Source organism: Pontibacter aquaedesilientis, assembly GCF_014773225.1.
Classification (GTDB): Bacteria; Bacteroidota; Bacteroidia; order Cytophagales; family Hymenobacteraceae; genus Pontibacter; species Pontibacter aquaedesilientis.
In genome coordinates this window covers 38882-61286 of record NZ_JACXAJ010000013.1, presented here as the reverse complement: position 1 = coordinate 61286, position 22405 = coordinate 38882, and the positions used below count along the sequence as shown (strand labels likewise).

21 protein-coding genes are annotated in these 22405 nt (G+C 52.6%); 8 read left to right on the top strand and 13 right to left on the bottom strand.

The features are described from left to right. Positions 1-37: 37 nt before the first annotated feature. Positions 38-1609, bottom strand: coding sequence for an OmpP1/FadL family transporter (locus H9Q13_RS17640; RefSeq protein ID WP_191185132.1), 1572 nt, complete (start codon positions 1607-1609; stop codon positions 38-40). A 17-nt stretch (positions 1610-1626) separates the two neighbouring features. Beyond that, positions 1627-2856, bottom strand: a complete 1230-nt coding sequence (locus H9Q13_RS17635; protein ID WP_191185131.1) for a hypothetical protein — start codon at positions 2854-2856, stop codon at positions 1627-1629. 183 nt (positions 2857-3039) lie between these two features. On the opposite strand from H9Q13_RS17635, the gene proS reads away from it, so the two are divergent. The 3 genes from proS to floA all read left to right on the top strand — a co-directional run bounded on the left by proS (position 3040) and on the right by floA (position 6152). Beyond that, the gene (proS, locus tag H9Q13_RS17630; protein WP_191185130.1) at positions 3040-4518 is read left to right on the top strand and encodes a proline--tRNA ligase; all 1479 of its coding nucleotides are present in this window, start codon (positions 3040-3042) and stop codon (positions 4516-4518) included. 164 nt (positions 4519-4682) lie between these two features. Then, complete coding sequence (locus H9Q13_RS17625; protein ID WP_191185129.1) at positions 4683-5156, top strand: NfeD family protein; 474 nt, start codon at positions 4683-4685, stop codon at positions 5154-5156. Positions 5157-5165: 9 nt separating this feature from the next. Next, a complete protein-coding gene (floA, locus tag H9Q13_RS17620) occupies positions 5166-6152 on the top strand; it encodes a flotillin-like protein FloA (RefSeq protein ID WP_191185128.1) in 987 nt (328 codons plus the stop codon). 199 nt (positions 6153-6351) lie between these two features. Here floA and H9Q13_RS17615 read toward each other — a convergent pair whose 3' ends face one another. Next, complete coding sequence (locus tag H9Q13_RS17615) at positions 6352-7188, bottom strand: hypothetical protein (RefSeq protein ID WP_191185127.1); 837 nt, start codon at positions 7186-7188, stop codon at positions 6352-6354. 99 nt (positions 7189-7287) lie between these two features. Between H9Q13_RS17615 and H9Q13_RS17610 the strand changes: the two genes are divergently transcribed. Next, complete coding sequence (locus H9Q13_RS17610; protein ID WP_191185126.1) at positions 7288-8271, top strand: isopenicillin N synthase family dioxygenase; 984 nt, start codon at positions 7288-7290, stop codon at positions 8269-8271. A 63-nt stretch (positions 8272-8334) separates the two neighbouring features. Beyond that, positions 8335-9504, top strand: a complete 1170-nt coding sequence (gene chrA / locus H9Q13_RS17605) for a chromate efflux transporter (RefSeq protein WP_191185125.1) — start codon at positions 8335-8337, stop codon at positions 9502-9504. A 93-nt stretch (positions 9505-9597) separates the two neighbouring features. On the opposite strand, the gene rfbA is transcribed toward chrA, so the two are convergent. The 4 genes from rfbA to prmC form a co-directional block, all read right to left on the bottom strand. Then, on the bottom strand, positions 9598-10473 hold the full coding sequence (gene rfbA, locus H9Q13_RS17600) for a glucose-1-phosphate thymidylyltransferase RfbA (protein WP_191185124.1): 876 nt from the start codon (positions 10471-10473) through the stop codon (positions 9598-9600). Between the two features lie 156 nt (positions 10474-10629). Next, complete coding sequence (rfbB, locus tag H9Q13_RS17595) at positions 10630-11679, bottom strand: dTDP-glucose 4,6-dehydratase (RefSeq protein ID WP_191185123.1); 1050 nt, start codon at positions 11677-11679, stop codon at positions 10630-10632. A gap of 2 nt (positions 11680-11681) precedes the next feature. Beyond that, complete coding sequence (gene galE / locus H9Q13_RS17590) at positions 11682-12713, bottom strand: UDP-glucose 4-epimerase GalE (protein WP_191185122.1); 1032 nt, start codon at positions 12711-12713, stop codon at positions 11682-11684. A 195-nt stretch (positions 12714-12908) separates the two neighbouring features. Further along, positions 12909-13763 carry a peptide chain release factor N(5)-glutamine methyltransferase gene (gene prmC, locus H9Q13_RS17585; protein ID WP_191185121.1) on the bottom strand — a complete coding sequence of 285 codons (855 nt, stop codon included), beginning with the start codon at positions 13761-13763 and terminating at the stop codon, positions 12909-12911. 146 nt (positions 13764-13909) lie between these two features. Here prmC and ribD point away from each other — a divergent pair, with 146 nt between their 5' ends. Both ribD and H9Q13_RS17575 read left to right on the top strand, forming a co-directional pair. Continuing rightward, complete coding sequence (gene ribD, locus H9Q13_RS17580) at positions 13910-14965, top strand: bifunctional diaminohydroxyphosphoribosylaminopyrimidine deaminase/5-amino-6-(5-phosphoribosylamino)uracil reductase RibD (RefSeq protein ID WP_191185120.1); 1056 nt, start codon at positions 13910-13912, stop codon at positions 14963-14965. Positions 14966-15045: 80 nt separating this feature from the next. Then, positions 15046-15528, top strand: coding sequence for a GAF domain-containing protein (locus H9Q13_RS17575; RefSeq protein WP_191185119.1), 483 nt, complete (start codon positions 15046-15048; stop codon positions 15526-15528). A gap of 147 nt (positions 15529-15675) precedes the next feature. Here the strand turns inward: H9Q13_RS17575 and H9Q13_RS17570 are convergent, their stop codons facing one another. From H9Q13_RS17570 to H9Q13_RS17545, 6 genes are all read right to left on the bottom strand, one after another. Then, the gene (locus H9Q13_RS17570; RefSeq protein ID WP_191185118.1) at positions 15676-16254 is read right to left on the bottom strand and encodes a hypothetical protein; all 579 of its coding nucleotides are present in this window, start codon (positions 16252-16254) and stop codon (positions 15676-15678) included. Positions 16255-16261: 7 nt separating this feature from the next. Further along, a complete protein-coding gene (locus H9Q13_RS17565) occupies positions 16262-17074 on the bottom strand; it encodes a metallophosphoesterase family protein (RefSeq protein WP_191185117.1) in 813 nt (270 codons plus the stop codon). Between the two features lie 177 nt (positions 17075-17251). Then, positions 17252-17935, bottom strand: a complete 684-nt coding sequence (locus H9Q13_RS17560) for a phosphatidylserine decarboxylase family protein (RefSeq protein ID WP_191185116.1) — start codon at positions 17933-17935, stop codon at positions 17252-17254. Positions 17936-18057: 122 nt separating this feature from the next. Continuing rightward, entirely contained in the window at positions 18058-19332 is a 1275-nt protein-coding gene (locus H9Q13_RS17555) for a Glu/Leu/Phe/Val family dehydrogenase (RefSeq protein ID WP_191185146.1), read from the bottom strand. A 96-nt stretch (positions 19333-19428) separates the two neighbouring features. Then, positions 19429-20256, bottom strand: a complete 828-nt coding sequence (locus H9Q13_RS17550; RefSeq protein WP_224744376.1) for a phosphatidate cytidylyltransferase — start codon at positions 20254-20256, stop codon at positions 19429-19431. 47 nt (positions 20257-20303) lie between these two features. Beyond that, a complete protein-coding gene (locus tag H9Q13_RS17545) occupies positions 20304-21266 on the bottom strand; it encodes a CPBP family intramembrane glutamic endopeptidase (protein ID WP_191185115.1) in 963 nt (320 codons plus the stop codon). A 53-nt stretch (positions 21267-21319) separates the two neighbouring features. Between H9Q13_RS17545 and dusB the strand changes: the two genes are divergently transcribed. Next, complete coding sequence (dusB, locus tag H9Q13_RS17540; protein WP_191185114.1) at positions 21320-22321, top strand: tRNA dihydrouridine synthase DusB; 1002 nt, start codon at positions 21320-21322, stop codon at positions 22319-22321. Positions 22322-22405: the final 84 nt, after the last annotated feature.

Genomic DNA, 22405 nt, shown 5'->3' with positions numbered 1-22405 from the left:
GGATAAAGCCGCCTTTCTGAAAACAGGAAATTTTTGCCTAGAAGTTATAGCCGAATGTCAGCATAACAGTGCTCTGCTTGTTCTCTATATCAATAACAGGCTCTCCTCCCCCTGAACTGAATACATAAGGCGAGTAAGGGCTCTCCATTTTGCTATTCACATAGGCTAAGTCGACGTAATAGTTCTTCAGCCTAACACCTGCACCGAGGGTATAGGAGCTAACAGAACCATCCACACTTGAATTGCTGTAGGGATCGCCCGTATGCGCATAACCTGCTCTCACTCTAAACACCTCATATCTGCCCTCAGCCCCTACCCTATAGTTTATTGCAGACTGGAATGTATTCCCAATGCTGTTGTTGACATTGGTGAAATAATCGCTCGACGAGCTCATATTATCTCTTTCTGAGAAGCGCATGTTGGTATAGTTCACGTACTCCACATCTGCTGTGATAAAGCCATACTTGTTGATAAAGAAAGCGACACCGCCTGTTGCGCGAAGCGGCGTAGTCAGCCGGTAATCAAACTCACCGGGGAAAGTCGCCTCTGTGATTGTTTCAGACTGCAGTGTAGTCGGGTTCAAAGTAGTTGCTGAAAGCACACTTTGATAGGTGTCACTAAACTGATAAACCGTAGGAGTCTGCAGACTCACGCCAAACCGCAGGGCATCCGTTGGCCTAGCGATCAGCCCTAGCTTTAAGTTGATGCCTGTGCCGCGCGACCTGAACTCATCACGAAGTGCCAAACTGTAAGGGCTTTCCACATCAGGGTTGCCACTTTCGTCGAATATAGCCACATAGTTGCCCGACTCTTGAAACAGGCTCTCCTGCTTGAAATCAGTGGTTACTATGCCCATGGAAGCTCCTAGGTAGATTTTGTCCCTGTAGCTCGTACCTGCGCCAATATCAATTTGACTTTGAGAGCCACTGCGCTGCACGCGCTCCTGCTGACTACTATTTCCAAATGTATACAAACCATCTGCAAACTGACTGCCGTTCGCATCCTCAAACACATCTATCAGGTATGTACCATATGCCAAGCCTGAAAGGGTCTGTATACCTGCATTGTACTCAGCATCAAGATTTTGCAGCAAAGTTTGTCCGGGACTTAGCGTTCTGCCATTGGCCAAATCGGCAAAATAGTCAACGATTGTGTTTGGGGGCACAGCAGTGTTTTGGTAGGAAAAGGTTTCGTTGAAGTTATTCAACCTTGTAAACCCTATACCGAACGTGATGCCCTTCCAATCGCTGCCTTCATTGCCTGTACTTCTGCTAGGAAGCACTACCCCCATTTGCGGGACTACAAACCGACTTTCCTGATCAGACGCTTGCCCAACATTCGAGAGAGTGCTTGCATCCATAGACTGCTGTCCTAGGCTAAAACTAAACTCCGATCTTCTGAACATACCCAAGCCCGCAGGGTTGGTTGCCATAGTAGAAACATCTGCACCGAGGGCTGCCTGAGCACCTCCTATACCTTGTATGCGTGCGGATCCGGTCAGGCCGTAACGGGTATAGCGCAGGGCGTCTACCTCGTTTTGGGCAAAAGCGGTTCCGCCCCAGCCCAGCATTAGTGCCAGGCTGGCCGAAACAATCTTACTTATTTTCATGGGTTAGCTGTTTGAGATTATTGTCCTCTTCTTTCTGGACGGCCACCGCTGCTTGAATTGGAACGCTCCGGAGGGCTGGATGTGCCTGAACTTCTGGATGGCGTATAGCTAGACTCTCTCTGCACTGGCTGGCTCCGCTCGTAGCTTGGCGAACTGCGCTGCTCACGCTGAACCGGCTGCGTTCGCTGCACGGGCTGGGCTCTCTCCTGACGTTGAACTGGCTGTTGGCGCTGCACGGGCTGCTCCCTTTCCTGGCGCTGCACGGGTCTTGGCTGTGTAGCCGGATAGGCACTACGCTCTCTTGATGGGGACATGCGCTGCACGGGCTGTTCGTTCACCGGCTGCTGTCTGGACGGCCTTACCTGTCCGCTTTGTGGGTCGTAACCGCGCGTGGTGGCTGGCCTGGCAGGAAGCACCTGTTTGGTGTCTTCCGTTGGATTTGCACGCTGTTGACCTCTGGTATCTGCTCCTGAACGCGTTGCACGCGCCGGACGGGCATAGTCAACTCCTGGCTGCACGGCACGCTGCTCATCCCGGGCAGACTGCGTTCTATCCGGTCGGCCAACTACACGGTCGCCGCCAGTGGCTGGCACGGAGCTTCTATCATCACGAGGCCCGTACTGCACCTTACGGGGCTGCACGTTTATCGGACGGTCGTACACATACCTGTTGCCGCTATAATATCCGTGATGGTAACCATGGTAAAAACCACTGTAGTAGTTGTTGTAAGGCCACCATCTGTTTCCATAGAATGGGTCGTACGGGCTTCCCCAACGATTCCAGCCCGATCCCCATGCATTGCCAATACTCACACTGACCATAAACCTGTTAGTTGGGAAGAATGGATCGTAGAAAGGGTCATAGAACGGATCGTAGAAAAGCGGGTCGTAAAATGCACTGTAACGGTTTATGCGCCGCAGATGGCTTGTTGTCCAGTAGGGGTCTACGTAAGCATAATTGGGAGAAGCCCAGGTTGCCTGCGGCCGGTAGGTGCGACCATCGTAATACTCGTCTGCATAGTAATTATCCGTTACGTTTCCTGCTGAACGCTGCGCACTCGCGTCGCTCTCCTCGGCTTGAGCATACTGCTGCTCCGGAGCCTGAGGCTGCACGTATTCGGTTCGGTCTGATGAACTGTAGTACATGTCATCATACTCCGTAGACTGCATAGCGGTCGGGCTGCTACAGCCTACTGCGAAAAGTGCAATTACAGGAGCTATTGCGTAGTATAAGGTAGTCTTTTTCATGGCCGTCTGTCAATAAAGTGCTTCTATATCAAAGATATAAACACAATAGCGCAAAACCTTATCAATAGTACAATATATTAACGTAATTTTGAGCCGGATTGATATTAAATCTTTCCTATGTGGAAAGCAATATTCATTCCAAAAAGATTAATAAATACAGATACTCGATAAATATTTTTTAAAATGAGCAAAGGGCTGCCAAAAAGAAGCGAAGACTACTCCTTATGGTATAACGAGCTGGTGAAAAAAGCCGGCCTGGCGGAGAACTCCGCCGTGCGCGGTTGTATGGTGATCAAGCCGTACGGATTCGCCATCTGGGAAAAAATGCAACGTGTGCTGGATGACATGTTTAAGGCAACAGGCCACGAGAACGCTTACTTCCCGCTGTTTGTACCCAAGAGCTTGTTTGAGGCCGAAGAGCAGAATGCAGAAGGCTTTGCAAAGGAGTGCGCTGTGGTAACACACTACCGCCTACAGGCCGACCCAGACAAGCCAGGCAAACTACGCGTGGACCCGAACGCCCGTCTGGAGGAGGAACTTATTGTGCGCCCTACCTCTGAGGCGGTGATCTGGAATACCTACAAAGGCTGGATCCAAAGCTACCGCGACCTGCCTCTGCTCATTAACCAGTGGGCAAACGTGGTACGCTGGGAAATGCGAACGCGCCTTTTCCTGCGCACGGCGGAGTTCCTGTGGCAGGAAGGCCACACGGCCCATGCCACTGCCGACGAGGCCATTGCTGAAACAAAGCAAATGCTGGAGGTATACGCCACCTTTGCTGAGCAATACATTGCGCTGCCGGTTATCCGGGGTGTGAAGACACCAAACGAACGTTTCGCCGGTGCACTAGACACCTACTGCATCGAAGGGCTCATGCAGGATGGCAAGGCGCTGCAGGCGGGCACCTCCCACTTCCTGGGACAGAACTTCGCCAAGGCATTTGATGTGAAGTTTGCTACCAAAGAAGGCGGACTGGAGTATGTTTGGGGTACTTCCTGGGGTGTGAGCACACGCCTGATGGGTGCGCTCGTAATGGCCCACTCCGACGACGAAGGCCTGGTGCTCCCTCCAAAGCTGGCTCCAATCCAGGTGGTAATTGTGCCAATCTACAAAGGCGAAGAGCAGCTGGCTCAGATCAGCGAGAAAGTGCTCCAGTTGAAGAAAGAACTCGAAGCCAAAGGAATCAGCGTGAAGTTCGACAACCGCGACACCGAGCGTCCTGGCTTTAAGTTTGCCGAGTGGGAGCTGAAGGGTGTGCCGGTGCGTCTGGCGATCGGAGCCCGCGACCTGGAGAATGGCACAGCCGAAGTGGCCCGCCGCGACACCAAGGAGAAAAGCACGCAGCAATTCGACAGCCTGGCCACTTATATTCCGGCCTTGCTCGACGAGATTCAGGAGAACATCTACAACCGCGCCTATACCTTCCGGGAGGAAAACACAACCAAGGTAGACAGCTACGAGGAGTTTAAGCAGGTGCTTGAAACCAAAGGCGGTTTTATACTGGCTCACTGGGACGGCACCCCGGAAACGGAAGAGCGCATCAAGGAAGAGACAAAGGCAACTATCCGTTGCATTGCCTTAGACACACCTGAAGAAGATGGCGTGGACATGATCTCCGGTAAACCGTCGAAACAGCGGGTGTACTTTGCCAAGGCTTACTAAACCAGGTTGTTCCATACCTGTTAACTTTTACTAATCGAAGAGCCATTCCTGCCAGGGAGTGGCTCTTTTACTTTATAAACAGTATAAATAGGTATAAAATGACATAATACGATCAAAGTGAATCGTAAAATCGCTATATTTACTCATAACAGCACTGACAATTTATGGTATTAGACTGGGTTACGGTTATACTGCTTATCGGCATCGGACTTGTTCTGATTGTCGTGGAGTTGATTTTTGTACCGGGCGTTACTATTGTGGGCATACTTGGGTTCATCCTGGTGGCGGTTGGCATCTGGATCGGGTATGCTGCGCTGGGAACCACGACAGGCCACATCATCCTGGCGGCCTCGGTGCTTATCGGCGGACTGGCCCTGTTCTATAGTTTCAGGTCGGAGGCTTGGTCGCGGTTTGCGCTTAAAGGCGCTATCAAGAGCCGGGTCAACGAAGAAAACCCCCATCTGCTGGAAGTGGGTGAAGAGGGGCGAACTGTTTCGGCGCTACGTCCGCAAGGTACCGCAGTCTTCAAGGAGCGGCACCACGAGGTGCAGACCACCGGTGCCTTCCTATCCCCCAACACACCTGTTCGCATCATCAAAATAGTAGCCAATAAAATCACCGTAGAAGCAATCACTTAAAACAAGCCAATGGAAAACTTTTCAGTCTTATTTCTGATAGCAGGCGGCATTATCCTGCTACTCATCTTCTTGTATTTTGTACCTATCAGTCTCTGGATCACGGCTCTGTTCTCCGGCGTGAAGGTAGGCTTGCTGGAGCTCGTGTTCATGCGTATCCGAAAGGTACCGCCGAGCCTCATCGTCAACTCCATGATCAATGCCACCAAAGCAGGTATAGACGTAACCACCACCGAGCTGGAAACACACTACCTGGCTGGTGGCAATGTGCCTAACGTGATCAAGGCGCTCATCTCGGCTGACAAAGCCAACATACCGCTTTCCTTTAAGCAGGCCACGGCCATCGACCTGGCAGGCCGCGACGTTTTTGAGGCCGTCACAACGTCTGTGAATCCAAAAGTGATTAACACGCCAAACGTAGCCGCTGTGGCGCAGGACGGCATTCAACTGATTGCCAAAGCCCGCGTAACGGTGCGCGCCAACATCATGCAACTGGTAGGTGGTGCGGGCGAGGAAACCATCCTGGCACGTGTAGGCGAAGGCATCGTAACATCCATCGGCTCTTCGGTGTCGCATAAAAGCGTATTGGAAAACCCGGACATCATCTCGAAGCTGGTACTGCAGAAGGGACTTGACGCCGGCACGGCCTATGAGATCCTGTCGATTGACATTGCCGATATTGACGTGGGTGAGAACATCGGCGCTAAGCTGCAAATAGACCAGGCAGGAGCCGACTTAAAAGTGGCCGAGGCGAAGGCGGAGGAGCGTCGCGCCATGGCCGTAGCCGTGGAGCAGGAAATGAAAGCCAAAGCGCAGGAAGCCCGGGCCTCTGTTATTGCGGCTGAGGTGGAGATTCCGCAAGCTATCGCGGCGGCCTTCCGCAGCGGTAACCTGGGTATCATGGACTACTACAAAATGCAGAACATCCAGTCTGACACGGACATGCGCAACTCGATCGCTAATCCCGGACAAGGTGGCCCGAACAAGCCGAAGGAGTAACAGGCACTAAATTCTGCTACAAGACACAGCGGCCATACCTGAACCAGGTATGGCCGCTGTGTTTTTGTCCTGTCTATACCTGCCGAGCCCGTACTATCGACAGCCTATACCTGAGCAGGAAGGTATTAGACATCAGCTCACACGCATAAAAAAGGCCCGTGACAAATGCCACGGGCCTCCTATATGATTGCTGCTAATCCTAGCTTTCTTTCAATGTGATTGTGCGTGTTACTGAGTTGTAAGGACCTGGCACCACGGCACCGGAGTCGTTAATCAGTTCCAGCTTAATGGTTGTTTCGCCCATAGGCAAGCCCTCGATGATGTGTGGCATCCACTTATCCAGGATAAACTCGTTTCCGTTGATGGTAGCGCGTACCTTGTTACCGGTTGTAGACAGGTCTGTGTTCACCAGGTAGAAATCCAGCATGATACGGCGGGTATCGCTGCCTACATACTCGCCTTTCGGACGGCTGTAGAACATATGCGGCGCTTTCATGTCAAACTCCATGCGCTGCTGCGGTCTGCCTACTGTGATCATGCGCAGGTCGTAGGCGCCTCTGTGTTTCAGGCTTTCATGGTATGAGCGCGAAAGGAAAGAAAGCACCACGTGGTCTCCCTCTTCCATCTCTTTGGTGAAAGTGGTTTTGTAATGCGCTGTGTAAGGCTCATTGTCCACGATATTGTGAATGTGCTGTCCTTCTTTTGAGTTGGCCATCTGCTCCGCGTTAGAGTGTGGCGTCATGCGGGTCAGTTGGAAGTTTGACAGCTCGTATACAAACTCAACCGGACCAGGCTGTACCACAGCGTTGGCAGGAGGCGTACTCAGGCGGAGTTGGGATTCAGGGTATCGCTGTGAATCGTCAAAGGCAAACACACGCAGGCCGCCCTTGCTCATGACTGCACCGACCGGAGTTGGGCCAGAAGAGGTGGGAGTGGCAGGTATACGCGTTTCATCATCCTGCGTCTGGCGGGCCGTATCACAGGCAGCAAAGCCTAACATGAAGGCGGTGGCAAGGAGCAAATATGTTTTTTTCATCTAAAAAGGGTTTGGATTAGCATGCTAGCCAATATACTGAATTTATTTGTATATTGCGCACTACGTGACATTTACGTAAAAGTATACAAAAAAGACTATATGAGCGAGATTTTGTTTGATGAAGTGCCTTCATTGGACTTAGCTGATTTTACATCGGGAGACGAAGGACGCAGAGCACAATTTGTGCAGCAGTTAGGAGACGCTTACCAGAACATTGGCTTTATTGCCCTGAAAAACCACGGCCTGAGCGATGACCTGACGGAGAGACTCTACGCAGCCGTTAAAAAGTTCTTTGCATTGCCTGACGATGTGAAGCAAAAGTACGAGAACCCCGAGCTGGCAGGACAGCGCGGCTATGTGGGGAAAGGCAGAGAAAAAGCCAAAGGCTTCAATACTGGCGACCTGAAAGAGTTTTATCATGTTGGCCAAGACCTGAACGGTATTCCGGACAGCGACCCGATCAAAGCAGAGTACCCGGCCAATATCTGGCCATCAGAAGTGCCAGAGTTGGAGGAGGTGACACTGGAGGCTTACCGTAAACTGGAAGCAGCCGGTAAGCAGGTACTGCGTGCCATAGCCTTACACCTTGGCTTGGAAGAAAACTACTTCGACGAGAAAGTGAAATACGGCAACAGCATCCTGCGCCCTATCCACTATTTCCCAATAGAAGACCCGGACAAAGTACCGGCTGACGCCGTACGTGCCGCTGAGCACGGCGATATCAACCTGATTACATTGCTGATGGGCGCTAGCGCCGACGGCCTGCAAGTGTTGCGCCGCGACGGACAGTGGATCCCGATTACGGCCCTGCCTGAGCAGGTAATAGTGAATGTAGGCGATATGCTGGCCCGCCTGACCAATAACAAACTGAAGTCGACGATCCACCGTGTGGTGAACCCACCACGCGAATTGATGAACACTTCCCGCTTCTCTATCCCTTTCTTCATGCACCCACGTTCTGAAATGGACCTGACCTGCCTGGAGAGCTGCATAGATGAGCGTAACCCGAAAGCCTACCCGGATGCCACAGCAGGTGAGTACCTGAACGAGCGCCTTGTTGAGCTGGGACTGAAAAAAGCATAAACCTGATTTGCTAACAAAAAGAGAGACGGTGCCCGCGCTGTCTCTCTTTTTTTGATCTAAGGCATGAGTCTGCGCTACTACATCTTCCTGAAAGACGTACTATTGCTTGCCCTGACTGCATTTGGGGGGCCGCAGGCCCATATCTCTATGATGTTCCGGCTGCTGGTCGATAAGCGGCGCTATCTCACCGAACAGGAATTGATCGAGCTTAATGCCCTTTGCCAGATTCTGCCGGGCCCAACCTCCACCCAAACTATCACGGCCATTGGCTACCGTATCGGCGGCCCTAACCTCGCTTACCTCACCTTACTGATCTGGCTATTGCCGGCTGCCAGCATTATGGCTGCCGCCGCAATCAGCATTTCATACCTGCAAGAGCATGATATCTCCTTGCGGTTTTTAAGATTCATTCAACCCATGGCCGTCGGTTTTGTGGCCTATGCGGCATATGCCATCAGCTCTAAAGTGGTGCAAACCAAACTGGCGGTGGGCATTATGGTTGTTTCGGGTATCCTGGCCTACTTTTTTCACTCCCCGTGGGTATACCCGCTTTTGCTGTTAGCAGGTGGTGCCATCACAGCACTGCGCTTTAAGCAACACCCGCAGGAGAAAGATAAAAAACTCGATATTCAGTGGGCGAACTTTATCCTATACCTGGCCGTGCTGATTACCGCAGCCGTACTGGGTGGGGCCACCTCATCGCTCCCGATCAGGCTGTTTGAGAACTTTTACCGAAACGGCAGTCTGGTTTTCGGGGGCGGACAGGTGCTCATCCCGCTCATGTTCACGGAGTTCGTGGATTTTAAGCGTTACCTCACCGCAGAAGAATTTCTATCCGGTTTTGCGATTGTGCAGGCGCTGCCCGGCCCGGTTTTCTCCTTCTGTTCCTTCATAGGCAACCTGGCTATGCGTGAGCACGGTGTATGGGGACAACTGCTAGGCTCTTTAGTGGCCACAGTCGGTATTTTCCTGCCGGGCACTTTCCTGATATTCTTCGTGATTCGCTTTTGGGATGAACTCAAGAAGTACAGGGTCGTGCGGGCCTCTCTGGAAGGTATAAGCGCCGTCAGCTCCGGCATGGTAGTAGCCGCTGCCATTATGCTCTACCGCCCTATTGATAATACTCCGCTCAACTTTGGGATCGTGGTGGCGACCTTTGCCCTACTGCTATTCACCCGCATACCTGCCCCGATCCTGATTCTAGTAGGATTTGCCTTGGGCTTTATATTTTAAGCAGCGCTATACCTGAACCAGGCTATACCTAATTAAAAAGCTGCCCATGCTTTTGCACAGGCAGCTTCCTTGCTGATTCAGTTAAGACTATACTTACCGATAAGTTTTTTCTTTCATGATGCGGAGCAGGTACTCGCCATATCCACTCTTTCTGAGGGGCTCTGCTATTTGGCGCAGCTGCTCGTCTGTGATGAATCCCATGCGCCAGGCCACCTCCTCGATGCAGCCGATCTTAAGGCCCTGCCGCTCCTCGATCACCTGCACGAACGTGGCCGCCTGCATCAGCGACTGGACCGTGCCCGTGTCGAGCCAGGCCGTGCCCCGGTTGAGCACGCCCACCTTCAGCTTGCCTCTTCTGAGGTACTCGCGGTTCACGTCCGTGATCTCGTACTCCCCCCTTGCGCTCGGCTCCAGGTTTTTGGCAATGCTTACGACCTCGTTGTCGTAGAAGTACAAACCCGGCACGGCGTAGTTGGACTTGGGCTTCTGGGGCTTCTCCTCGATGGAGACGGCCTTTCCGCTCTCGTCGAACTCCACCACCCCGTAGCGCTCCGGGTCTGTGACGTGGTAGGCGTACACCACCCCGCCCTCGGGGTCGGCGTTCTCTCGCAGCACCGCCCCCATACCCGAGCCGTAGAAGATGTTGTCGCCCAGCACGAGCGCCACCTTGTCGCCCCCGATGAATTCCTCCCCGATCACGAAGGCCTGCGCCAGCCCGTTGGGCTCTTCCTGCACCTTATACTCAAAGCGGCAGCCGATACGGGAGCCGTCCCCCAGCAGCCGCTCGAACAGTGGCAGGTCGTGGGGCGTGGAGATGATCAGCACCTCCCGGATGCCGGCCAGCAGCAGCGTGGAGAGCGGGTAGTAGATCATAGGCTTGTCGTAGACGGGCATGAGCTGCTTGCTCACAGCCAGTGTCAGGGGGTGCAGCCGGGTGCCGGAGCCCCCGGCCAGGATGATGCCTTTCATATTTCGTTGATCGTTATGCGTTACTTGTTGCTCGTTATTCCTCGATCGTCATCGGCAAATCGTTGACCGCTGATCGTTACCAGGCTGTTGCCGGTTTGCTCCCTACACTATAGGCAAGTCACACAAACAACGGGTAACTATCAACGGATAACGACATCATCGTTGCTCGTACTGCTTGCGGTAATAGTCGCGGTAGTGGCCGCTTGTCACCAACTCCAGCCAGGCTCCGTTCTCCAGGTACCAGTCCACGGTCCTTCTGAGCCCCTCCTCGAAGGTGACCGAGGGTTTCCAGCCCAGCTCGTTCATCAATTTGGAGGAGTCGATGGCGTAGCGGGCGTCGTGGCCGGGGCGGTCCTGGACGAAGGCGATGAGCTTGCGGCTGCTGCCCGCCTCCCTTCCCAGCTTCTCGTCCATCACATCGCAGAGCAGCTCGATGAGGTCGATATTGCGCCACTCGTTCACCCCGCCCACGTTGTAGGTCTCGCCCACCTTGCCGCTGTGGAAGATGGCGTCGATGGCCCGGGCGTGGTCCAGCACATAGAGCCAGTCGCGCACGTTCTCGCCCTTGCCGTACACGGGCACGGGCTTGCCGGTCTTGATGTTGTGGATGGACAGCGGGATGAGCTTCTCGGGGAAGTGGTTGGGGCCGTAGTTGTTGGAGCAGTTGCTGAGCTTGACGGGCAGCCCGTAGGTGTGGTGCCAGGCCCGCACGAAGTGGTCCGAGGCGGCCTTGGAGGCCGAGTAGGGCGAGCGCGGGTCGTAGGCCGTCTGCTCGGTGAACAGGCCCTCGGCACCCAGCGAGCCGTACACCTCGTCGGTGGAGACGTGGTAGAATAGCCTGCCCTCATACTGACCAGCCCAGGCGCGGCGGCAGGCCTCCAGCAGGTTGACCGTGCCGATCACGTTGGTCTGAACGAAGGCCATGGGCCCGGAGATCGAGCGGTCCACGTGCGACTCGGCCGCCAGGTGGATCACCGCCTCAAACTTATGCTCTTGGAAGATCTGCTCCAGATAACCAGCGTCGGTGATGTCGCCCTTCAAAAAGGTATAGTTCTCCCGGTCCTCCACGTCCCGCAGGTTCTGCAAGTTGCCCGCGTAGGTGAGCGCGTCGAGGTTGAAGATGTTGTATTGCGGGTAAGTCTCCACGAATAGCCGCACCACGTGCGAGCCGATGAAGCCGGCCCCGCCGGTGATCAATAGGTTCATCGCTATACCTGCTCTGATGTTTTCTGTAAATTCAATTGCCAGTCCCAGGCACTTTGCATGGCTTCCTCCAGGGTACTGGTTGTTTTGAAACCGAGTTCTTCCGTGGCTTTGGTAACGTCTGCGTATATTTTCGGCACATCACCCGGACGGCGCGGACCAATTTTATAGTTCAGTTTCTCTCCGGTAGCGCGCTCAAAAGCCTGCACCGCTTCCAATACGGTGTTGCCGGTGCCAGTTCCTACATTGAAGAACTCAATATGCTCGGTTTTATCTGACAGAAGCCTGTCGATAGCAACTACATGTGCTTTGGCCAAATCGACCACATGTACATAATCGCGTACGCAGGTACCATCCAGGGTGTCATAATCATTGCCGAATATGGTGAGCTGCTCGCGAATGCCAACGGCTGTTTGCGTAATGAACGGCACCAGGTTATTCGGAATACCCAAAGGCAACTCGCCAATTTTAGCAGAAGGGTGCGCCCCAATCGGGTTAAAATAACGGAGGGCAATTGTATGCATTTCGCTACCGCTGATAGCCAGATCGGTCAGTATTTCTTCGCAGATTTTCTTGGTGTTGCCGTACGGGGAATTTGCTTTCTGAACTGGCGTTTGCTCTGTTACGGGCAATTGCTCGGGTATGCCGTACACGGTGCAGGAGGAGGAGAAAACCAGTTTGCTCACCTTAAACTCATCCATCACCTGCAGCAGCGCCACCAGTGACCCGACATTATTGTGGTAATATTTGAGAGGCTCAGCCACCGACTCGCCTACGGCTTTGTAAGCAGCAAAGTGAATGACACCAGCTATACCTGACTCCTGCTCAAACACACTGCGCAAGGCGCCTGCATCTGTACAGTCTATCCGGTGACAGGTTACTTCCCTGCCCAGTATATCGGCTATACCCTGCAGCGAACGCTCTTCGGTGTTAGAGAAATTATCGATGATGATGGGCTCATACCCTGCCTCTACCAGCTCTACTACAGTATGGGAGCCTATGTAGCCAGCCCCCCCAGTTACTAATATCTTCTTCATTTGATTTGTTTTCAAGCCTCTTGACAGCTTCGCCTGTTGATGGTCGGTTAGCTTTGCAGCACCTATACCTTTAACCTTAAATTTAAACTTATTCAGGGTGAGTTTCTGACGCTCACCTCAGCAAAAATATAAGATAAATATATTAATCAGGTATAATAGTGGGATTAACTATTCTCAGCCACCCTAAGCTATACCTTATAACACCGCTTTCACGATCCGGTTTTTGTTGAACAAGTCCTGCACCACCTCTGCCTCTGCAAAGCCATACTGAAGCAGCAGTTGGCGCACTTCCTCCCCATACTGCTCATTAATTTCGAAGTACAGCTGACCACCTTTTTTTAACAAGCCAGCGCCCAGTTCAGCAATCCGCTTATAATATTTGAGCGGCTCGCTGTCGGGTACGAAGAGCGCCAAATGTGGCTCATACGCCAACACATTGGGACGCATGAGTGCTTTCTCCTGCTCCATCACGTAAGGCGGGTTGCTGGTAACAATGTCAAGCGAATGAGGGGCTATACCTTCTATCGGATCAAACACATCCTGCTGCAACCATTCCACTGGCAGGCTATACCGCTCGGCGTTGGCCCGGGCCACCTGCAGCGCTCCTTCCGATAACTCCAGCCCGTATACCTTGTCGACTTGCAGGTTGGCGGCCAGTGCCAAAGGAATGCACCCGCTTCCGGCGCAGATATCCATTACACTGAGGTTTTGCTGACCTTTGTGCTCCCGCACGACCAAGTCTACCAGTTCTTCCGTTTCCGGACGCGGTATGAGCACCCGCTCATCTACTTGCAGGTCCAAGCCATAAAAATGCGCCATACCCAGCACGTACTGCACCGGCTCCTGCCGCCTGAGTCGCCCGACAGCCTGCTGTACCTGCGCCTCTTGGGCCGGGGTTATTTCCTCCTGTTGCCCCAGACTCAGCTGCACCTGCGATTTGTGCAGCACATGCTCCAGCACCAGTTGTGCAATAGCGCCCGCTTCCGGCTCTGGGTAAACCGTCTGGATGTTCTCACGGATGTATTGGGCTGTTTGTTGGATCGTGGCCACAGGTATAATTGTTTTATGTTTTTGGGTACCTTTGCAAAAGTAAAGTTTTATTGCGTATAAGTCACGGATATGGAATCAACCCACTCTTTGTCTGGACGATTTTACACCTGTTGACTCCTAAAATCTCTAACGCTAAACCCCTAAACTTGAACGACGAACTGTACATGCGACGTGCCCTGGAACTGGCCAAAATGGGCAGCGGCTATACCTCGCCCAACCCGATGGTGGGTTGCGTAGTGGTGCACGAAGGGCGCATCATCGGCGAGGGCTGGCACAGGGCTTTTGGGGGACCGCATGCCGAGGTCAACGCTATCGCTAGCGTGCAGGACAAAAGCCTGTTGCCCAAAAGCCGGGTGTACGTTACGTTGGAGCCCTGTTCGCACTTCGGGAAAACGCCTCCCTGTGCCGACCTGCTTATCAGCAGCGGCGTACGCGATGTGGTTATCTGCAATACAGACCCAAACCCTTTGGTGGCTGGGCGCGGCATTAAGAAACTGTTTGAGGCGGGCGCGCAGGTAAAGGTAGGTGTGCTGGAGAACGAAGGATTGGAACTGAACAAGCGCTTTTTCACCTTTTATACCCAAAAGCGGCCTTATATTGTGCTCAAATGGGCCGAGTCGGCAGATGGTTTTATCAGCGGGCCCAACTACGAGCAGATACAGATCAGCGGCCCCTTGTCGCGCAGGCTGGTGCACAAGTGGCGCTCCGAAGAGCAGGCAATTATGGTGGGCAGCCACACGGCGGCTTACGACAACCCCCGCCTCGACACCCGCTTCTGGCCCGGACACAGTCCGCTTCGCGTTGTGATCGACCGCAAACTGCGACTTCCTGACCACCTGCACCTCTTCGACAAAAGTCAGCCCACGGTAGTGTATACCTATAAACAGAAAGAACAACTGCACGACCACCTGCAGTATGTACAGGTAAGCGAAGATGAGTCGCTGCTGGATCAGATCATGGCAGACCTCCATGCCCGCAAAGTTTTGTCGCTGCTTGTGGAAGGCGGCACTTACCTGATCAAGAGCTTGTTGAAGGAAAACCTGTGGGATGAGGCACGCTGCTTCAGAAGCATGTCCCGGGTCATTGGGGAAGGCACGCAGGCTCCGCCGATGGCGCATGGCCAGTTGCTGGAGGTACAGCATGTGGGGGCAGACCAGCTCTTTCATTACAAAAACGACCCATCACCAAGACATAATCCTTAACTTTGGCCGTGTGCCGATAGCCCATGGGGAAGGCTATGCCTGAACGCACACTTTCATAAATTACCTTAATACAGAACGCAATGGCTGAATCGCTTATAATTGACCAAAACCTTAGCAAAGAAGAAAGATACAAAGCCCTCGTACCACAGATCGAAGCGCTGGTAACCGGCGAAACCGACCTGATCGCCAACCTCTCGAACATGATGGCCGCCCTGCGCCAGGGGATGGGCTTCTTCTGGGTAGGCGTGTACTTTAACAAAGAGGGGCAGCTGGTGCTTGGTCCGTTTCAAGGGCCTGTTGCCTGCACCCGTATACCTTACCACAAAGGCGTGTGCGGTGCCTGCTACACCCGCCAAGAAACCATTTTGGTGCCAGATGTCGAAGCCTTTCCGGGCCATATTGCCTGCAGCAGCGACTCCAAGTCTGAAATCGTGATACCGGTGATGAAAGACGGCGAAGTGAAACTGGTGCTCGATGTGGACAGCGACAAGCTCAACGACTTTGACGAAACAGACCAGAAGTACCTGGAGCAGCTCATGAAATTGGTGGAGAGCTGGTATTAGCTTCCAGCTGCTCACTGTCATTTCGAACGCAGTGAGAAATCTGGAATATTGCGGGATCATGAAATAGGCCAGATTTCTCTCTGTATTCGAAATAACAAAAGGCTCTTATGCTGACAACAGTGGAGGATGTATGTTGTTCAGACTCTTTTACAACCGCATTCTTAGCCCAAGAGCCAGATTGAAGATCTTGCCCGGCCCCAGGTACTTCGGGTTCTGGATATAAGAGATGAGATACTCGGCGCTGGAGCCCACTTCGTAGTAAACCCCAAACCTGCTCAGTTTTTCTTTCCGCGTAAAGTCCACCTGCCCGCCCAGGTACAGGTATAGGTGCAGCGCAGTGGGGAAGCCATAGTAGCTTTTAGGGTACTTGTCGCGTGGCTCAGACACGAAATACTCATCTCCGAAGGTATAACCTAATTGCAGGCCCGTCCGGAGCGGCTGCCAGTTTACTGACCTGATCGGAATGGGCTTAAACGGAACATACGTAGCTTTCAGGGCGGCCGTGAAGATCCTGTCTCCTCCGAATTTCTCAGGCAGGTATCCCAGGAAAACATCCGTTTCCAGCTTTTCGTGGAAGAAGGATCTGCCTGCCCCCAAAGATACTAAGCCCAAACTGCCTGCATACTGCACCTTGGCATGATAGGGCGACGCGGCTTGCTCCTGGCTGTATACCTTATCAGGGCTAAGCAGAAGCACGAAACCTAACACCAGCAAGAGTACTTTCATATTCATCCTAATAGGCTATCCTTTCAATTTCGAACCCGCCGCGCCATACCTTCAGATAGGTGAATCCGCGCTTCTTCACAGTGGTGGTGGCATGGTATAGTATAGTATTGTCATAAGTCTCTTCTGTGCGCCAGTTATGGATATGGCCATGGAGACTCAGCTGTACCCGGTCGCTTTCCTTCAATGTTTCATGAAAGGGCAACTCCAGGCTAGTGTCAAAATCACCGTCGTAGGGTGGCATATGCGACACGACAATGGCCTGATGCCATGTGTCGCCCGGCTGGCGGGTGAGTTCCTTGCTTAACCAGTCCAGGTCAGGCACTTTGCCGTTAAAGCCGTACTCCCGCCCGTTTGTGTCGATCATTACAAACTTCGTATGACCGTACACGAAGGAATAGTTAAAGTCGCCGTACATTTGCCGGTATACCTTGCGTCCATTGGCCAGCATGTCGTGGTTGCCCACTACCGTCAGGTATGGCCATTTCAGACCTTTCATGATATTGTGCACCCACTTGAACTCCTGCGACAGGCCAAAGTCAGAAATATCGCCCTGGTGAATCACAAAATCGATATGCGGGAAAGTATTGGCTTTGTCCACAAAGGCGCTGGCGGCGTCATAAAAGCGCTGGGTATCTCCCATCAAAAGCAGATGCAGCGTATCGCCGGGTTGTTGGCTTTCCAGTTTTGCGAGGTTGCGGGCCGTGAGGTCGCGCTCATCATCTTGGAGTATGATCTGGTTGGGATGGTATTCGAACAGCTCCTCACAAGAGGAGAGTAAAAACAGCGTTAATCCTAGTAAAAGGGGGTAAATATTCTTCATAGCTGCAAAAGGCGGCGCGGTTATTCTTCCTTTCTGCTAACGCTTTCCGGAAAAGAATGTTAGTGCGGCGGCTTTTGGCCAGGGGCATGGCCGGCAAAACAAAGAGGCCGAACCAGGTTAACTTCCTGATTCGGCCTCTTATATAAGTTACGAAAGGCATGGCTATACCTTCAAATATTATCCGAACAATGTCGGTGGTGCTGTCTTGAGTTGTGCAATTACCGTCTGGCCGCCCTTGGTCTTCTGTCCCAAGTCCACTTTCACCTCCGTATCCAATGGCAGGAAGATATCTACGCGGGAGCCGAACTTGATGAAACCGAACTCCTCACCTTGACTTACTTCGTCGCCCTCGTTCACGTACCACACAATGCGGCGCGCCATCGCACCGGCAATCTGGCGAAACAGCACCTCAGGGCCGGCAGTTGACTCTACAACCACAGTCGTACGCTCGTTTTGCGTACTTGACTTTGGGTGCCAGGCCACAAAATAGTTACCTGGATGGTATTTGAAGTAGCTCACAATCCCTGACACCGGGTTACGGGTAATGTGCACGTTGATCGGCGACATAAAAATGGAGATCTGCTTGCGTTTGTCTTTGAAGTACTCCGTCTCCTCCACTTCCTCTATCACCACCACCTTGCCGTCGGCAGGGGCCACGATCAAATCTTCGTGCAGCAACAGGTTGCGGTAAGGGCTGCGGAAAAATTGCAGAATGAGCAGAAAAAGAACGGCAGAAACACCGGAGAAAATTCTGTTGAAGGTATTGTTATCTGCATTGAAATTGTAGAGTAACAGGTTAAGCACCAACAAAATAAGCAATGTGAAAAATAAAATTCTTCTTCCTTCCTTGTGAATTTTCATCCGTGAAAACTAAATGCTACAGGTCTTTATATAATTTATAATAGCCCATCCAGTTTCGTAGATGGGCTATTATCTGTTTCAAAATTATATAAACTTTCGTTTATTTTAATAAAAATCTTTGCTTAGAAACCGCCGCGATACTTATAAGTCATGGCTACCTTGTCGATAGCCACAATGTAGGCGGCAATACGCATCGGCACGTTATACTTCTGCGAAGCGGCGTACACGCGCTCAAACGACTCGTGCATGATACGCTCGGCACGGCCATTCACCCGATCAAGCGTCCACTTAAAGCCCATGCGGTTCTGCACCCACTCAAAGTAAGATACGGTCACGCCACCAGAGTTCGCCAGGATATCCGGCACCACCATAATGCCTTTTTCGTTGATAACGTTGTCGGCTTTGTATGAGGTAGGACCGTTAGCGCCTTCCACAATCAGGCGGGCCTGAATCTGGTCTACGTTTTTGATCGTGATCACATCCTCCACGGCAGCCGGCACCAGCACGTCAACCTTGGCGATGAGCAAGTCGTCGTTGCTGATCTTTTCGGCATTTTTGTAGCCTTCCAGGCGGCCGTTGTTATTGTTCTTGTATTCGATCGCTTCCTCAATGTCGATACCGTTGTCGTTCCAGTAAGCACCGCTCACATCGCTCACACCCAGTATTTTCACACCACGCTCAGCCATCAGCTTGGCGGCCCAGGCACCTACGTTACCGAAGCCCTGCACCACTGCAGTAGATTTGGCCGGGTTCATACCCAGTTTCTCCATAGCAGCCATGGCCGACACCATTACACCGCGACCGGTCGCTTCTACGCGGCCCAGTGAGCCACCCAGTACAAGCGGCTTGCCTGTTACCACGGCGTGCACGGTCGATCCTTTGGTTTTAGAGTATTCGTCCATCAGCCAGGCCATCTCACGTGGGCCTGTGCCCATGTCAGGAGCAGGTATATCTTGGTCAGGGCCGAAAATGTCAATCAAAGCCTGGGTATAGGCTCTTGTCAGACGCTCCATCTCACCAGCCGACATCGCATAGGGGTCGCAGATGATACCGCCTTTGGCACCACCGTAAGGTATATCCACCACAGCACACTTCCAGGTCATCCAGGCAGCCAGGGCCTTCACCTCGTCCAGGAACACGTCCGGCGCAAAGCGGATACCGCCTTTCGACGGGCCCAGGATAGTAGAGTGAATCACGCGGTAACCTTCAAACACACGCACTTTGCCGTCATCCATCGTTACAGGCACGTTCACGATTACCTGACGCGTTGGAGTCTTAAGGACATTGTAAACCTCCTCATCCAGCCCAAGTACCTCTGCCGCGATGTTGAAACGCGACATCATCGATTCGAAAGGATTCTCTCTATCCTTGATCGGTGCAGGCTCTTTGTATAACATCATTTTAAGTTTGTGAATTAATCAGTGATTAACAATTATGGCGGTAAAGTTATGTAAATATTATTTACACACACCTACACCTTAATCAACAATAATTTAGAAAATTTTGAGGAACGCCACGATGAAGGGAATGACCATGATCAGGCTGTCGAAGCGGTCCAGAATGCCGCCGTGGCCAGGCAGCAGCGTACCAGAGTCTTTTACGCCCAGGCTACGTTTCAGCAGCGACTCGGTCAGGTCGCCCAGCACGCCGAACACCGACACGATAGCGGCGATGCCGAGCCATTGGTACAGCTCCAGGTCATGAAACAGGACAGCAAGCCCCCAGCCCACCAGTATGGTCAGGATAGTGCCGCCAACCCAGCCTTCCCAGGTTTTGCCCGGCGACACGCGCTCCAGGAGTTTGTGCTTGCCAAAGTTTTTGCCCGCTATGTAAGCTCCTGTGTCGGCTGACCAGATAAGCAGCAAGAGACCCAGGATAGGCTGCCAGCTATATTCTCCTTGCAGGTGACCCAGCAGCTGCAATAATGAGAATGGCACGGCGATGTAGATTACACCTAATATAGTAAACGCGATGTTGGTGAAAGGCTGCGGCTCTTTGCGGTACAGCTCCAGTACGAACACCAGGAAGAAGGCTGGCGGTGCCAGGTATAGCACCTCGGCCGGCATGTACTCCTTGTCTATCAATAAAACAGAGATAAAAACGCCCGCCGCCAGCACAGCGCCCAAGGTTTTGTTTGGCTGTATACCTGCCGTACCCGCTAGTTTATAAAACTCCAGCGTGCCCAGTAGCGTGAGCCCCAGAAACAGCAGGGAGAAGGTCCACTCACTGAAGATGATCCCCCCAATTAAAAGGGCTGCCCCCAATACTCCTACAATCAGGCGTTGTTGCAAATTACTAAGGGCAGAAATCTTTGTGCTCATCGGGTGTAGATAACCGGCAAGGTATAGCCGGTGGGTTTGTCAATCAATTATTGGTTCTGACGCTCCTCAGCGGCCTCGGCTATACTTTCGGGGCGGGTGGGCGTCTGCATAAACTGCTTGTAAAGGTAATAGATTACGGCAGCACTCAATACAGCCGACAATAAAATGGTATAGAACGGCATCGGCTCCGTGGACTCGACATTGAAATCAATCGCGCCCGTCTGCTGCAGGTATAGCAAAAACACCGTGAAGCCGTTGTTGAAGAAGTGGGCGACAATCGGCACCCAGATATTGCCTGACCACAGGTATAGGTAACCAAACAAGGCCCCCAACAGCATGCGGGGCACAAAACCAAAAAATTGCACGTGGATCGTGGAGAAAATGATGGCTGCCACCCAAACCGCCACATGCGCATTGCCAGACCAGCGGTGTACCTGCCGTTGCATCACCCCTCTGAACACCAGTTCTTCGCCGATGGCAGGTATAACCGCAATAACCAACAGGCCTGCCAACAAACGCGGCAACGTGCCGAAATTGGCAATGAGTTTGGTCAGCTCTGCCAGCTCGTCTTCCTTGGCTCGCGCCCATGCTTCGAAACCCGCCATAAAATCGGGCAGGTTCAGCTTGGCATTCCAGTTAATGATGAGCGAGTTGGCCGGCATGATGAAGATAATCAACAAGCCAGCCAACAGGAGTAGCGCGGGTAAAGGGATTTTCTTCCAGTTCAGGTAGGAGTCGATGTTCACGTTCATGAAGCGCAGCATGAGCAGCGGGGCCACCACAAAAGAGGTGAACTGCACAAAGCCCTGAAAGACCAGGAGCGCGTCTGCGCCCTTCGGGTTTTCAGTGGGATTGGCCAGCAGGTTGGTGATGTCCAATACCTCTATACCTAACAGCGGGCTCACCGCTATAAACAGGATAGAAGCCACAAAATAGCCCAATAGCATGAACCCCAGGAGGAGCAACAGGACAAAAAACGGGTGCCTGCCTTCGGAGATGAAACCTTTCATAGAGAAGATTAGGTTTAATTGACGTAAATTTACGTGAAATTTTAAATTTTGCTTTGGTAAAGATAGCGAACATAGAACTGGGCGATTTCCCGCTGCTGCTGGCACCGATGGAGGATGTGAGCGATCCGCCCTTCCGAAAAGTGTGCAAGGCCAACGGCGCAGACCTGATGTACACCGAGTTCATCTCTTCTGAGGGTCTGATACGTGACGCCGCCAAAAGTGTGCAGAAACTCGACATTTTTGACTACGAGCGCCCCATCGGTATTCAGATTTTCGGCTCGGACATCGACTCGATGCGCGAAGCCGCCATCGTGTCGTCGCAGGCCGGCCCCGACCTGATCGACATCAACTACGGCTGCCCTGTAAAGAACGTGGCCTGCAAGGGTGCCGGCGCCGCATTGCTGCGCGACATTCCTAAGATGGTGAAGATGACTGAGGAAATCGTGAAAGCCACGCATCTGCCCGTGACGGTGAAGACGCGACTGGGCTGGGACGAAGACACCAAATTTATTGTAGAAACCGCCGAAAGACTGCAGGACATTGGTATAAAGGCGTTGAGCATACATGGCCGCACCCGTGTGCAGATGTACAAAGGCGAAGCCGACTGGACCCTGATTGCCGAGGTGAAGAACAACCCGCGCATGCAAATCCCGATCTTCGGGAACGGTGATATCGATTCTCCGCAGAAAGCACTGGAATATAAAAACAGGTATGGCGTAGACGGCATCATGATTGGCCGCGCCTCCATTGGCCACCCATGGATCTTCAACGAGATCAAACACTACATGGCAACCGGCGAAATGCTGGCACCGCCAACTCTGGAAGAACGTGTAGAGGTTTGCCGCCAGCACTTCACGCACTCGCTGGAGTGGAAAGGCGACAAACTGGGCATCTTCGAGATGCGCCGCCACTACACCAACTATTTCCGGGGCCTGCCGCACTTTAAGCCGCTGCGCATGAAACTGGTGCAGTCCGAAGACATTCAGGAGATCTACGACACGCTGGACGAGATCGCCCAGACCATGGCGTATGAAGTTGAGGAGTTAGATAGTTAGAAAGTTTAGAAGTTAGAAAGTTTAGAAGTTAGAAAGTTTTAAGGGAGTTGAGGGTTCAGCATGCATGTTGAGACTTCAACTCCT

What these genes read in the sequence shown, in the direction of transcription:
- rfbA (WP_191185124.1), bottom strand. Translation starts at nt 10,473, where the DNA reads ATGAAAGGCATCATCCTGGCCGGGGGCTCCGGCACCCGGCTGCACCCC.
- H9Q13_RS17570 (WP_191185118.1), bottom strand. Translation starts at nt 16,254, where the DNA reads ATGAAAGTACTCTTGCTGGTGTTAGGTTTCGTGCTTCTGCTTAGCCCT.
- chrA (WP_191185125.1), top strand. Translation starts at nt 8,335, where the DNA reads ATGAGTCTGCGCTACTACATCTTCCTGAAAGACGTACTATTGCTTGCC.
- galE (WP_191185122.1), bottom strand. Translation starts at nt 12,713, where the DNA reads ATGAAGAAGATATTAGTAACTGGGGGGGCTGGCTACATAGGCTCCCAT.
- H9Q13_RS17640 (WP_191185132.1), bottom strand. Translation starts at nt 1,609, where the DNA reads ATGAAAATAAGTAAGATTGTTTCGGCCAGCCTGGCACTAATGCTGGGC.
- H9Q13_RS17625 (WP_191185129.1), top strand. Translation starts at nt 4,683, where the DNA reads ATGGTATTAGACTGGGTTACGGTTATACTGCTTATCGGCATCGGACTT.
- H9Q13_RS17555 (WP_191185146.1), bottom strand. Translation starts at nt 19,332, where the DNA reads ATGTTATACAAAGAGCCTGCACCGATCAAGGATAGAGAGAATCCTTTC.
- H9Q13_RS17560 (WP_191185116.1), bottom strand. Translation starts at nt 17,935, where the DNA reads ATGAAAATTCACAAGGAAGGAAGAAGAATTTTATTTTTCACATTGCTT.
- H9Q13_RS17575 (WP_191185119.1), top strand. Translation starts at nt 15,046, where the DNA reads ATGGCTGAATCGCTTATAATTGACCAAAACCTTAGCAAAGAAGAAAGA.
- H9Q13_RS17610 (WP_191185126.1), top strand. Translation starts at nt 7,288, where the DNA reads ATGAGCGAGATTTTGTTTGATGAAGTGCCTTCATTGGACTTAGCTGAT.
- proS (WP_191185130.1), top strand. Translation starts at nt 3,040, where the DNA reads ATGAGCAAAGGGCTGCCAAAAAGAAGCGAAGACTACTCCTTATGGTAT.
- H9Q13_RS17615 (WP_191185127.1), bottom strand. Translation starts at nt 7,188, where the DNA reads ATGAAAAAAACATATTTGCTCCTTGCCACCGCCTTCATGTTAGGCTTT.
- rfbB (WP_191185123.1), bottom strand. Translation starts at nt 11,679, where the DNA reads ATGAACCTATTGATCACCGGCGGGGCCGGCTTCATCGGCTCGCACGTG.
- H9Q13_RS17635 (WP_191185131.1), bottom strand. Translation starts at nt 2,856, where the DNA reads ATGAAAAAGACTACCTTATACTACGCAATAGCTCCTGTAATTGCACTT.
- H9Q13_RS17545 (WP_191185115.1), bottom strand. Translation starts at nt 21,266, where the DNA reads ATGAAAGGTTTCATCTCCGAAGGCAGGCACCCGTTTTTTGTCCTGTTG.
- H9Q13_RS17565 (WP_191185117.1), bottom strand. Translation starts at nt 17,074, where the DNA reads ATGAAGAATATTTACCCCCTTTTACTAGGATTAACGCTGTTTTTACTC.
- H9Q13_RS17550 (WP_224744376.1), bottom strand. Translation starts at nt 20,256, where the DNA reads ATGAGCACAAAGATTTCTGCCCTTAGTAATTTGCAACAACGCCTGATT.
- floA (WP_191185128.1), top strand. Translation starts at nt 5,166, where the DNA reads ATGGAAAACTTTTCAGTCTTATTTCTGATAGCAGGCGGCATTATCCTG.